Annotated in this window: 11 protein-coding genes; 6 read left to right on the top strand and 5 right to left on the bottom strand. The window is 71.1% G+C overall.

The window, feature by feature from the left end:
• Nucleotides 1–190 precede the first annotated feature (190 nt).
• From P8A18_RS13560 to P8A18_RS13545, 4 genes are all read right to left on the bottom strand, one after another.
• Complete coding sequence (locus tag P8A18_RS13560) at nucleotides 191–1,024, bottom strand: S-methyl-5'-thioadenosine phosphorylase (protein ID WP_306054542.1); 834 nt, start codon at nucleotides 1,022–1,024, stop codon at nucleotides 191–193.
• 145 nt (nucleotides 1,025–1,169) lie between these two features.
• Complete coding sequence (locus P8A18_RS13555; protein WP_306054540.1) at nucleotides 1,170–1,517, bottom strand: FmdB family zinc ribbon protein; 348 nt, start codon at nucleotides 1,515–1,517, stop codon at nucleotides 1,170–1,172.
• 67 nt (nucleotides 1,518–1,584) lie between these two features.
• Nucleotides 1,585–2,868 (bottom strand): MFS transporter, encoded by a 1,284-nt coding sequence (locus P8A18_RS13550; RefSeq protein ID WP_306054538.1) that lies wholly within the window; start codon nucleotides 2,866–2,868, stop codon nucleotides 1,585–1,587.
• A gap of 342 nt (nucleotides 2,869–3,210) precedes the next feature.
• On the bottom strand, nucleotides 3,211–4,821 hold the full coding sequence (locus tag P8A18_RS13545) for a potassium/proton antiporter (RefSeq protein WP_306060883.1): 1,611 nt from the start codon (nucleotides 4,819–4,821) through the stop codon (nucleotides 3,211–3,213).
• Between the two features lie 242 nt (nucleotides 4,822–5,063).
• On the opposite strand from P8A18_RS13545, the gene P8A18_RS13540 reads away from it, so the two are divergent.
• Nucleotides 5,064–7,814: a penicillin acylase family protein gene (locus P8A18_RS13540; protein ID WP_306054536.1), complete on the top strand. Its 2,751-nt coding sequence runs from the start codon at nucleotides 5,064–5,066 to the stop codon at nucleotides 7,812–7,814.
• Nucleotides 7,815–7,840: 26 nt separating this feature from the next.
• Here P8A18_RS13540 and P8A18_RS13535 read toward each other — a convergent pair whose 3' ends face one another.
• Nucleotides 7,841–8,449, bottom strand: a complete 609-nt coding sequence (locus tag P8A18_RS13535; RefSeq protein ID WP_306054534.1) for a 5-formyltetrahydrofolate cyclo-ligase — start codon at nucleotides 8,447–8,449, stop codon at nucleotides 7,841–7,843.
• An 83-nt stretch (nucleotides 8,450–8,532) separates the two neighbouring features.
• On the opposite strand from P8A18_RS13535, the gene galU reads away from it, so the two are divergent.
• From galU to P8A18_RS13510, 5 genes are all read left to right on the top strand, one after another.
• Nucleotides 8,533–9,435: a UTP--glucose-1-phosphate uridylyltransferase GalU gene (galU, locus tag P8A18_RS13530; protein ID WP_018551899.1), complete on the top strand. Its 903-nt coding sequence runs from the start codon at nucleotides 8,533–8,535 to the stop codon at nucleotides 9,433–9,435.
• Nucleotides 9,436–9,439: 4 nt separating this feature from the next.
• A complete protein-coding gene (gene glp / locus P8A18_RS13525) occupies nucleotides 9,440–10,750 on the top strand; it encodes a molybdotransferase-like divisome protein Glp (RefSeq protein WP_306054532.1) in 1,311 nt (436 codons plus the stop codon).
• 119 nt (nucleotides 10,751–10,869) lie between these two features.
• A complete protein-coding gene (moaC, locus tag P8A18_RS13520) occupies nucleotides 10,870–11,370 on the top strand; it encodes a cyclic pyranopterin monophosphate synthase MoaC (protein WP_018551901.1) in 501 nt (166 codons plus the stop codon).
• Nucleotides 11,367–11,873, top strand: coding sequence for a MogA/MoaB family molybdenum cofactor biosynthesis protein (locus P8A18_RS13515; RefSeq protein ID WP_306054530.1), 507 nt, complete (start codon nucleotides 11,367–11,369; stop codon nucleotides 11,871–11,873). Before moaC ends, P8A18_RS13515 begins: the two co-directional genes overlap by 4 nt.
• 17 nt (nucleotides 11,874–11,890) lie before the next feature.
• Nucleotides 11,891–12,505 (top strand): GNAT family N-acetyltransferase, encoded by a 615-nt coding sequence (locus P8A18_RS13510; protein WP_306054528.1) that lies wholly within the window; start codon nucleotides 11,891–11,893, stop codon nucleotides 12,503–12,505.
• Nucleotides 12,506–12,659: the final 154 nt, after the last annotated feature.

Below are 12,659 nucleotides of genomic sequence, written 5' to 3'. Positions count from 1 at the left end.
GGAGTAGGTCGGACGGGTCTCCTGGTCGTGCCGTCCGGCGGCCGGAATGCCGACATCCCGGCCGCCGCACAGACCTCACGATCCACCAGCCAGCCCATTTCCGCCGGGCCCTGTGGACCGCCCACCCGATGTGGAAAACTCCCTCACCCGCAGGCAGGCCCCCGGACCGGGACTCCCACGGCGAACACCCCTACGGCAGCGCGATCCCCGTGTCGACGCCGTCCAGCGCGTGCCCGCACGGGCAGTCCCGGCCCGCCTGGGCCGGCAGCGCGGTCACCGCGTCGAAGAGGACCGAGCGCAGCCGGTCCACATTGGCGGCGAACACCTTCAGCACCTCCTCGTGGGAGACGCCCTCGCCGGCCTCCGCCCCCGCGTCCAGGTCCGTCACCAGGGTCATCGTCGTGTAGCAGAGGCCCAGCTCACGGGCGAGCACCGCCTCCGGGTGCCCCGTCATGCCGACCACCGACCAGCCCATCGCGGCGTGCCAGCGCGACTCGGCGCGGGTCGAGAAGCGCGGCCCCTCGACGACCACCAGCGTGCCGCCGTCCACCGCCTCCCAGCCGCGCCCCCGCGCGGCGGCCAGCGCGGCCTTGCGGCCCTCGGGGCAGTACGGGTCGGCGAAGCCCAGGTGCACCACGTTCGGCACCGCCCCGTCCGCCCGGGTCTCACCGTCGTAATAGGTCTGGACGCGGGTCTTCGTGCGGTCCACCAACTGGTCCGGGACGAGCAGGGTCCCCGGGCCGTACTCCGGGCGCAGCCCGCCCACCGCGCACGGGCCGAGCACCTGGCGTACGCCGACCGAGCGCAGCGCCCACAGGTTGGCGCGGTAGTTGATGCGGTGCGGGGGCACATGGTGGCCGCGGCCGTGCCGGGGGAGGAAGGCGACCCGGCGGCCGCCGATCTCGCCGAGGAAGACGGAGTCGCTGGGCTCTCCGTAGGGGGTTTCCACGCGGACCTCGGTGACGTCCTCCAGGAAGGAGTACAGCCCCGAGCCGCCGATCACGCCGATCTCTGCGTTAGACATGCGGTCACAGTAGGCGTTCGGCCTCGGCCCACGGCAGAGCGGTCGGGGAGCACGGAGCACGCCGCCCGGCAGCGCGGGCGGGGACGCCGACGACCCCGCCGAACGGATCGGCGGGGTCGTGGGAGAAGCCAGGTGGGGCGGCCGGTCAGGCGGCCGAGGAACCGCTCGACGAGGACGAGGCGGTGGACGACGAGGACGTCGACGTGGTGGAGGACTTCGAGTCCGACGACGTCGAGGACGAGGAGTCGGAGGACGACGAAGATTCGGAACCGGAGGTCTTCGCGGTGGCCGACGCGGGCGTGCTGCTCGACGAGGAGCCGCGGCTGTCGTTCCGGTAGAAACCGGAACCCTTGAAGACGATGCCGACCGCCGAGAACACCTTCTTCAGGCGTCCGTCGCAGCTCGGGCACACCGTGAGGGCGTCATCGGTGAACTTCTGCACCGCTTCGAGGCCCTCGCCACACTCGGTGCACTGGTACTGGTAGGTCGGCACTTTGTTCCTCCTGGCACTCTGACTCGATGAGTGCTAACGACGCTCCATAGTGACGTATTCCGCCGGATCAGTCCACCGTGACCGGCCCGCGGTGACCGATACCACGCGCCACGGTGCGGCCCACACCCGTCGGCAGGAGCCGGGAACGCAGCGCCACCAGGGTCACCAGCGCCAGCACCGTACCCACCAGCGGCACCAGGAATCCCGCGCTCGCCCCATGGGCGTCCGCGAGCCGGCCGGCGACCGTCACGGCACCCGCCTGGCCGAGCGCGACCGCGCCCGTCAGCCAGGTGAACGCCTCGGTCCGCGCGGAGCCCGGCACCAGCGCCTCGACCAGCGTGTAGCCGCTGATCAGGGCGGGGGCGATGCACAGGCCCACCAGCAGACCGAGCGCGGCGAGCAGCGGCACCGAGTGCACCGCCCACAGGCCCGAAGCGGTCAGCGCGAGGGCCGTGTACCCGGCGATCAGACGGCGGCGGGGGCCGGACTTCCAGGCGATGGCCCCGCAGGCGATCCCGGCGAGCATGTTGCCGGCCGCGAACACCCCGTACAGCACACCGTTCGCGCCCGGGTTGCCGATCTCCTCGGCGAACGCGGTGATCGAGACCTGCATGCCGCCGAAGACCGCGCCGATCCCGAGGAAGGCGACCGCGAGGACGCGTACGCCGGGTATGGACAGGGCGGAGGCGTGGCGCGGGGCGCCGGGCAGGCGCGTGGCGCGTACGGGCGGCTGGGTGGCGCGCCGCGCGGCGAAGAGCAGGCCGCCCACCAGGGTGAGCGCGGCCTCGGCGATCAGCCCTGCCGCCGGGTGCACGCCCGTGCACAGCGCGGTGGCGAGTACGGGGCCGATGACGAAGGTGAACTCGTCCGTCACCGACTCGAACGCGGCGGCCGTCGCCATCAGGGGCGAGGCCGGACGGTCCGGGGTCGCGCCCAGCAGGGCCGCCCAGCGGGCCCGCACCATGGGGCCGACCTGCGGGACGGACGCGCCCGTGGGGACCGCCGCAGCGAACAGCGCCCACAGGGGGGCGCCCGCGAGGGCCAGCGTCACCAGGAGCGAGACGGAGGCCGCGTGCACCAGGACGCCGGGCAGCAGCACGGCTCGCTGGCCGAACCGGTCGGCGAGCTTGCCGGTCTGCGGGGCGAACAGGGCCATGGAGACCCCGGTGACAGCGGCGACGGCGCCGGCGCTGCCGTACGAGCCGGTGGTGTGCTGCACCAGCAGGACGATGCCGATGGTCAGCATCGCGAAGGGCTGCCGTGCGGCGAAGCCCGGGAGGAGGAAGGTCCACGCACCGGGGGTGCGCAGCAACTGCCCGTATCCGGGGCGGTCGGAGACCGTGGACGCCACGGTCCTTGCCTTTCTGCCGCCTGGTGGCCGTGCTCCCGGCAGGCGGCCCCGCACGGGGCGGGGCCGGGCCGGAGCTGCCGAGAGCTGTCCTCTTCGCGCGGAACTGCGGTAGATGCCGGGCGCTCGTGACCGGGGCGCGGGGCGCTGCCGGTCCGGAGGACGCCACGACCGCCATACGGTCGCGCCAGCTCTGCGTCAGGCAGAGTTGGTCGTCTATCGGTTGATCAACTGGTCGATCGGAAAACAGTGGATCTGGGTTTCCTTCATGCTACAGGCAGAAGGCGCAGGGGCCCTGTGATTGTGTGCACCCTGCCCTTCGCCGCCTGTGATCACTTTGTGTGATCAGTGATGTGCCTTCGCGTTGCGCTTATGGGGCTCGTCCTTGTCGCCGTCGCGCTTCTTCGTGTCGTCCGTCCTGCCGAGCTTCTTGACCGCCTTGAGCGCACCGGAGACATGGGGCCCCGTAAGGGCTTCGTCGCCTCCGTTGTGTCCGCCCGTGCCCAGCCAGCCGGCCAGCTTGCCGCCCTCTCCGACCGCGCGCAGCCGTGCCTCGGCCGCGTCGCGTACCGGGTCGGTCGCCACGACCAGGAGTTCGTCGCCGCGCCGCAGCACGGTCGACGGGGTGGGTACGAAGCTCTTGCCGTCGCGGACGACGAGGGTGACGGCGGCGCCCGAGGGCATGCGCAGTTCCCCGACCTCGACGCCGTGCATCTTCGACTTCGCCGGGATGGCCACCGACAGCAGGTGCCCGCGCAGCCGCTCCAGGGGCGCCGATTCGATGCCCAGGTCGGCGGCCTCGGACGGGTCGTCCGCGATGTTCAGGGCCTTGGCGAGCCAGGGCAGGGTCGGGCCCTGGATGAGGGTGTAGACGACGACCAGCACGAAGACGATGTTGAAGACGCGGGTGGAGCCGTCGATTCCGGACACCATCGGAATGGTCGCCAGGATGATGGGTACGGCGCCGCGCAGCCCCGCCCAGGACATGAGGGCCTTCTCCTGCCAGGGCAATCGGAAGGGCGCCAGCGAGATGAAGACCTCCAGCGGCCGTGCCACCACGGTCAGCACCAGGCCGACGACGACGGCCGGCCAGAAGTCGTCCAGCAGGTCGTGCGGGGTGACCAGCAGACCGAGCAGGACGAACATGCCGATCTGGGCCAGCCAGCCGAGCCCGTCGGCGAAGCCGCGGGTCGCCGGCCAGTGCGGCAGTTTGGCGTTGCCGAGGATCATCGCGGCGAGGTAGACGGCGAGGAACCCGCTGCCGTGCAGCATGGCGCCGGCCGCGTACGCGGACACCGCGATGGCCATGACCGCGATGGGGTAGAGGCCGGAGGCGGGCAGCGCCACATGGCGCAGCCCGTACGCGCCGAGCCAGCCCACCGCGAGGCCGACGGCGGCGCCGATGGCCAGTTCCAGGGCTATCTCGCCGATCAGCACGTACCAGCTGTCGACCTCGCCGATGGTCGAGAAGGCGACCACCAGGATGACGACGGGGGCGTCGTTGAAGCCGGACTCGGCCTCCAGGACGCCGGTGATGCGGGCGGGCAGCGGCACCTTGCGCAGCACGGAGAAGACCGCGGCGGCGTCCGTGGAGGAGACGACGGCGCCGATGATGAGGGCCTGCCGCCACTCCAGGCCGACCAGGTAGTGCGCGCCGGCCGCGGTCACGCCCACGCTCACGCCGACGCCGAGGAGCGACAGCACCACGGCCGCGGGCAGCGCGGGTTTGATCTCTTTCCACTTCGTGCCGAGGCCGCCCTCGGCGAGGATCACGACGAGCGCCGCGTAGCCGATGACCTGCGTCAGTTCCGCGTTGTCGAATTTGACGTCGAAGAAGCCGTCCTGGCCCATGGCGATACCGATGCCGAGGTACAGGAGCAGGCTGGGGAGCCCGCTGCGGGACGAAATGCGTACCGCCGCGACGGCGACGAGCAGGACGAGTGAGCAGACGAGCAGGAGTTCGTTGAGCGTGTGGACAGTCAGTGGCCGGTCCTTCCCTGCGTACGCCTGCCGGATCCTCTTCCGGCGGCCAGTACTTCGTTACCTTACCTAATCTTTAACGTTTTCTTGATGCGTTCGAGTATTCGTACGATCGCTACGCAATTCGAGCCATCCTGATACCGCGTCCGAGTGGCTTACGCGCTGCGCCTATGGTTGCTCCAGCACTCCCAGGACCGCCCTGCCCTCGAAGGACAGCGATGCCCGCCACAACAACCGCCTCTTCCGGCTCCACCGGTACCGCCGGTGGCGGGTCGCGCAAGAAGAAGGGGCGACGAGCCCGCCTGATCGTGATCGTCCTGGTGCTGGCGCTCGTCGCGGGTATCGGTTACGGAACGTACTGGTCCGTATCCACCGTGCGCGCCTCGTACCCGCAGACCAGCGGAACGATCCAGCTCGCCGGTCTCGGCGGCAACGTCGAGGTCAAGCGCGACGGCTACGGGATCCCGCAGATCTACGCGGACTCCGACGCCGACCTGTTCCGCGCCCAGGGCTTCGTCCAGGCGCAGGACCGCTTCTGGGAGATGGACGTCCGCCGCCACCTGACGGCCGGCCGGCTCTCCGAGATGTTCGGCTCCGGCCAGGTCGAGACGGACTCCTTCCTGCGCACGCTGGGCTGGCGCAAGGTCGCGCAGGAGGAGTACGACACCGTCCTGTCCGCGGAGACCAAGAAGAACCTCCAGGCGTACGCGGACGGCGTGAACTCCTACCTCGAAGGGCGCGACGGCAAGGACATCTCCGTCGAGTACGCCGCCCTCGGCTTCACCAACGACTACAAGCCGTCGAAGTGGACCCCGGTCGACTCCGTCGCCTGGCTGAAGGCGATGGCCTGGGACCTGCGCGGCAACATGCAGGACGAGATCGACCGCTCGCTGATGACGAGCCGGCTCGACAGCAAGCAGATCAAGGACCTGTACCCGGACTACCCGTACGACAAGCACGAGCCGATCGTCACCGAGGGCGCCATCTCCACGGTCACCGGGAAGTTCGACCCCGAGGCCACAGGCTCCGACGGCAGCGGCGCGACCACCGTGGAGGGCGCCACCCAGGGCCTGACCACACAGCTCGGCGCGCTCTCCGACACGCTGGACGAGATCCCCGCGCTGCTCGGCCCCAACGGCACCGGCATCGGATCGAACTCCTGGGTCGTCTCCGGCAAGTACACGACGACCAACAAGCCGCTGCTCGCCAACGACCCGCACCTCGCGCCGATGCTGCCCTCGCTCTGGTACCAGATGGGCCTTCACTGCCGCGCGGTCTCCGAAACCTGCAAGTACGACACGGCCGGGTACACCTTCTCCGGCATGCCCGGTGTGATCATCGGCCACAACCAGGACATCGCCTGGGGCTTCACCAACCTCGGCGCCGACGTCACCGACCTCTTCCTGGAGAAGGTCACGGCCGACGGCTACCTGTACGACGGCAGGACGAAGCCGTTCACCACCCGCGAGGAGACCATCAAGGTCGCCGGCGGCAAGGACCGGCACATCACCGTCCGCGAGACCAACAACGGCCCGCTGGTCTCCGACCGCAGCGGCGAACTGGAGAAGGTCGGCCAGAAGGCCCCCGTCACCAACTCCGCGCCGGACCGCGCCGACGGTTACGCGGTCGCCCTGAGGTGGACCGCGCTGGACCCGGGCCACTCCATGGACGCCGTCTTCGAGCTCAACCGCGCCAAGGACTTCACGACCTTCCGGGCCGCCGCCCAGCACTTCGAGGTTCCCTCGCAGAACCTCATCTACGCCGACACCAAGGGCAACATCGGCTACCAGGCCCCGGGTAAGATCCCGGTCCGCGAGCAGGGCGACGGCACCACGCCCAGCCCCGGCTGGTCCTCGGCTTACGGCTGGAAGAAGGACCCGATCCCGTTCGACGAGCTGCCCTACGAGTACAACCCGAAGCGCGGCTACATCGTCACCGCCAACCAGGCCGTGATCGACGAGGACAAGTACCCCTACCTGCTCACCAAGGACTGGGGCTACGGCAGCCGCAGCCAGCGGATCAACGACCTCGTCCAGTCGAAGATCAAGGGCGGCGGCAAGATCTCGACCGAAGACATGCAGAAGATGCAGATGGACAACACCAGCGAGATCGCCGCGCTGCTGGTGCCCGAGCTGCTGAAGATCAATGTCTCGGACAAGGACGTCCGTCAGGCGCAGAAGCTGCTGGAGGGCTGGGACTACACCCAGGAGGCCGACTCGGCCGCCGCCGCGTACTTCAACGGCGTCTGGCGCAACATCCTGAAGCTGGCCTTCGGCGACAAGCTGCCCAAGGAGATGCGCGTCGAGGGCGAGTGCCTGAACGTGCGTCCCGCCAACAGCTCGGGCCCGGTGGACGAGCAGGACCGCCTCGTGCGCGAGTGCGGCCAGCGCTCCCCGGACTCGGCGCAGCCGGACGGCGGGGACCGCTGGTACCAGGTCGTCGCGAACCTCATGGACAAGCCGGAGAGCGACTGGTGGAAGTCGCCCAAGAGCCGCAAGGACAAGGCGACCGAGACCCGTGACGAGCTGTTCGGCCGCGCCATGGAGGACGCGCGCTGGGAGCTGACGGCCAAGCTCGGCAAGGACATCACCACCTGGAACTGGGGCCGGCTGCACCAGCTGACCCTGAAGAACCAGACGCTCGGCACGGAAGGCCCCGGATTCCTCCAGCGGGTCCTCAACCGCGGCCCGTGGAACCTCGGCGGCGGCGAGGCAGCGGTGGACGCCACCGGCTGGAACGCGGCCGGCGGCTACGAGGTGGTCTGGGTGCCGTCGATGCGGATGGTCGTCAACGTGGGCGACTGGGACAAGTCCCGCTGGATCAACCTCACGGGCGCCTCCGGGCACGCGTTCAGCGCGCACTACACCGACCAGACCGACAAGTGGGTCAACGGCGAACTGCTGCCCTGGGCCTACGGCACGAACGCCGTGGCCGGGACGACGAAGGACACGCTGACCCTCAAGCCGTGAGCGCCTGTACGAGGGCCCCCGGTGCTTCAGCCCGCGCTGAAGCGCCGGGGGCCCTCGGGTGTCACCACCGCGTTCACGGGGAAGTCGTGCGGCTCGGCCGGGACCCGGGCGGCCACCTCGTCCGCGTACAGCAGGACGACCAGCGCGGGTGTGGCCCCGGCGGCCGTCAGGCGGGCCAGCACCCGGTCGTAGCTGCCGCCGCCCCGGCCCAGGCGCATGCCGCGCGCGTCCACCGCGAGACCGGGCAGCAGCACCGCGTCCGCGTCCAGGACGGCGTCGGGGCCCAGCCGCTCACCGACGGGTTCGAGCAGTCCGCGGCCCGCCTTCGCGAGGCCGCCCGGCCCCTCGTACAGCGCCCAGTCCAGGTCGTTGTCCGCGAGCAGCACCGGCAGCAGCACCCGTACGCCCCGCGTGCGCAGCGCGTCCAGCAGCGCGCGGGTGCCCGGCTCGCGCCCCACCGAGACGTACGCCGCGACGGTACGGGCCCCGCCGATCTCCGGGAGGGCGAGCGCGTGCCGGGCGAGAACCGCGGCGGCCCGCTCGACGTCCTGATCCGTCAGGAGGCGGCGCGCGGCGAGCAGTTCACGCCGCAGGAGCGCCTTTGCGGACATCTCGGTGTTCAACGGGGCACCCATCGACTTCTCGTACGCGGCTATATGAGGACAAAGTTAACCGGAGGCTCATCTTCCGCCCATGTGTGCCGGTTAGGGTTCACGCCATGACCCAGTCGAACCCCAGGATCAGCAAGGCCGTCATCCCGGCGGCGGGCCTCGGGACCCGCTTCCTGCCGGCCACCAAGGCCACTCCCAAGGAGATGCTGCCTGTCGTCGACAAGCCTGCCATCCAGTACGTCGTCGAGGAAGCGGTGGCCGCCGGACTGCACGACGTCCTGATGATCACCGGTCGCAACAAGCGGCCCCTGGAGGACCACTTCGACCGGAACTACGAGCTGGAGGGCGCTCTGACCCGCAAGGGCGACGCCGACCGGCTGCGCAAGGTCCGCGAGTCGAGCGACCTCGCCACCATGCACTACGTCCGCCAGGGCGACCCGCGCGGCCTCGGCCACGCCGTGCTGTGCGCCGCGCCGCACGTCGGCGACCAGCCCTTCGCGGTGCTGCTCGGCGACGACCTGATCGACCCGCGCGACCCGCTGCTGTCCCGCATGACCGAGGTCCAGGAGCGCGAGGGCGGCAGCGTCATCGCCCTCATGGAGGTCCCGCCCGCGATGATCCACCAGTACGGCTGCGCGGCCGTGGAGACCACCGCCGAGGCGGACGTGGTGCGCGTCACCGGCCTGGTCGAGAAGCCGGACCCCGCCGAGGCGCCCAGCAACCTCGCCGTCATCGGCCGCTACGTCCTGGACCCCGCCGTCTTCGACATACTGCGGAAGACCGAACCGGGCCGGGGCGACGAGATCCAGCTCACCGACGCACTGCAACTGCTGGCCGAGGACGAGAAGGCCGGCGGCCCGGTGCACGGCGTCGTCTTCAAGGGCCGGCGCTACGACACCGGCGACCGCAGCGACTATCTGCGTGCCATTGTCAGACTCGCGTGCGAACGTGAGGATCTGGGGCCGGAGTTCCGCAGCTGGCTCCGCAGTTACGTCACCGAGGAGATGTAGCACGTTGAGCAGCACGATCTGGTCGGTGGACGAGCACCTGGAAGACATCCTCGCCGCGGTGAAGCCGCTCGAACCCATCGAGCTGCAACTGCCCGAGGCGCAGGGCTGCGTCCTGGTCGAGGACGTCGTGGTGGAGGTCGCCCTGCCGCCCTTCGACAACAGCTCCATGGACGGTTACGCGGTGCGCGTCGCCGACGTCGAGGGCGCGACCGAGGAGTTCCCCGCCGTCCTCACCGTCATCGGCGATGTCGCCGCCGGCGACGACGGCCTCGGCACCGGCCGGCGCGTCGGCCCCGGCGAGGCGGCCCGCATCATGACCGGCGCCCCGCTCCCGGAGGGCGCCGAGGCCGTCGTCCCCGTCGAGTGGACCGACGGCGGTACGGGCGAGGGCCCCGCCGCCGCGATGCGCGCCCACAGCGACGCCCCCGAGGACGCGGGCGGTGAGGTCCGCGTCCACCGCCCGGCCGAGGCCCGCGCCCACGTCCGGGCCAGGGGCAGCGACGTACGCCCCGGCGACCTGGCGCTCAAGGCGGGCACGGTGATCGGGCCGCCGCAGATCGGACTCCTCGCCGCGATCGGCCGCTCCACCATCAAGGTGCGGCCGCGCCCGCGCGTCGTCGTCCTGTCGACCGGCAGCGAACTGGTGCAGCCCGGCGGCGAGCTGAGCGGCGGCCAGATCTACGACTCCAACAGCTTCGCCCTCACCGCGGCCGCCCGGGACGCCGGAGCCATCGCCTACCGCGTCGGTGCCGTCGCCGACGACGCCGAGACGCTGCGCGCCACGATCGAGGACCAGCTGATCCGCGCCGACCTGGTCGTCACCACGGGAGGCGTCAGCGTCGGCGCGTACGACGTGGTCAAGGAGGCCCTGTCCTCGGTGGGCGACGAGGACGAGCCGGGCGGCGGCGTCGACTTCCGCAAGCTCGCCATGCAGCCCGGCAAACCGCAGGGCTTCGGTTCCATCGGCCCCGACCACACCCCGCTGCTCGCCCTGCCGGGCAACCCGGTCTCCAGCTATGTGTCCTTCGAGCTGTTCGTGCGGCCCGCGATCCGCACCCTGATGGGCCTGCCGGAGGTCCACCGCCCCACGGCCAGGGCCACGCTCGCCACCGACAAGGCCCTGGCCTCACCGGCCGGCCGCCGCCAGTTCCTGCGCGGGAGCTACGACGCCGAGGCCGGCACCGTCACGCCCGTCGGCGGTTCTGGATCGCATCTGATCGCCGCACTCGCCCAGGCGGACGCGCTGATCGTGCTGCCCGAGGACGTCACCTCCGCCGAGCCCGGCACCGACACCGAGGTGGTCCTGCTCCGCTGACCCGGGGCCGGTGGCGGTACGGTATCTGCCGCTGTGCCTTCGGGGGCCACCCCCCGGGCCCCGGCCCCGCACCCGGTGCGGCACCGGGGAATCGGCGCCCTACCGCTAGGCGGAGTGAGTTGAGTACGCAGAACAGGCTGACGCACATCGACGAGGCGGGGGCCGCCCGCATGGTCGACGTCTCCGGGAAGGACGTCACCGCGCGCGTCGCCCGCGCCAGCGGCCGGGTCCTCGTGTCGCCGCGTGTCGTCGAACTGCTCCGGGGCGAGGGGGTCCCCAAGGGCGACGCCCTCGCCACCGCCCGGATCGCCGGGATCATGGGCGCCAAGCGGACCCCGGACCTGATCCCCCTCTGTCACCCGCTGGCCGTCTCCGGTGTGGGCGTCGAGCTGAGCGTGGCCGACGACGCCGTGGAGATCACCGCGACGGTGAAGACCACCGACCGCACGGGCGTCGAGATGGAGGCACTGACCGCGGTGTCGGTCGCCGCGCTCACCGTGGTCGACATGGTCAAGGCCGTCGACAAGTCCGCGGTCATCACGGACGTCCGCGTCGAGGCGAAGTCGGGCGGCAAGTCCGGCGACTACGTCCGCACCGCGCCGCCCGGAGCCGACGCGTGAGCGCCGGGCCCCCGTACCGCGCCCTTGTGGTGACCGCGTCGAACCGCGCGTCCGCCGGGGTCTACGCCGACAAGGGCGGACCGCTGATCGCCGAGGCGCTGACCGGGCTCGGCTTCACGGTCGACGGCCCCGAGGTCGTGCCCGACGGCGACCCGGTCGAGCGGGCGCTGCGTGCCGGGGCGGCCGCCGCGTACGACGTCATCGTCACCACCGGGGGTACGGGCATCTCGCCCACCGACCGCACCCCCGAGGCCACCCGCCGGGTCCTGGACCACGAGGTCCCCGGCATCCCGGAGGCGATCCGGGCCGAGGGCCGCGACAAGGTCCCCACCGCCGCGCTCTCGCGGGGCCTCGCGGGCGTCGCCGGGCGCACCCTGATCGTCAACCTGCCCGGCTCGACCGGCGGGGTGCGTGACGGGCTCGCCGTCCTGGAGAGGCTGCTGGTGCACGCCGTCGACCAGCTGCGCGGCGGCGACCACCCCCGACCCGGGAGCCCGAGCTGAACGTCCCGACCTGGCCGGTGATCCTGGCGGACGGCGATGTCGCCCTCCGGCCCATCAAACTGCGCGATCAGCGCGAGTGGCGCGAGGTCAACCGCCGCAACCGGGACTGGCTGCGCCCCTGGGAGGCGACGGTTCCGCCGCCCGCCCCCGGCGGCCCGGTCGCCCAGCGGCCCACGTACCGCCAGATGGTCCGCCACCTGCGCGCCGAGGCCAACGCGGGCCGGATGCTGCCGTTCGCCATCGAGTACCGGGGCCGTCTGGTCGGTCAGCTGACCGTGGCCGGGGTCACCTGGGGCTCGATGTGTTCGGGGCACGTCGGCTACTGGGTGGACCAGGAGGTGGCCGGGCGGGGAGTGATGCCGACGGCTGTCGCTCTCGCCGTCGACCACTGTTTCCGCGCGGTCGGACTCCATCGGATCGAGGTGTGCATTCGCCCGGAGAACGGGCCGAGCCGCCGCGTCGTGGAGAAACTCGGATTTCGCGAGGAAGGGCTGCGTCCCCGATATCTGCACATCGACGGGGCCTGGCGGGACCACCTGATCTACGCGCTCACGGCGGAGGAGGTGCCGGACGGGCTGCTGCGCAGATGGCACCGGACCCGGCCGGAGCGGCCGGAGCATCGCGCAAAATGAAATACATGTTCGAATTGGATCGGCACTGTCCGTGTACAAGGCGAAGCATGACCGCTAACGAACACGCAAAGACCCACTGTTGATCTGAACAATCACAAAAAAAGTCCGCGATATCAGCCGGATCGTGCGACACACCGCGCCAATTGGCGGATGC

Origin of the sequence: Streptomyces sp. Mut1, from assembly GCF_030719295.1 — a bacterium.
In the GTDB taxonomy this organism is placed as follows: domain Bacteria; phylum Actinomycetota; class Actinomycetes; order Streptomycetales; family Streptomycetaceae; genus Streptomyces; species Streptomyces castrisilvae.
This window is presented reverse-complemented; position numbering and strand designations above follow the sequence as displayed.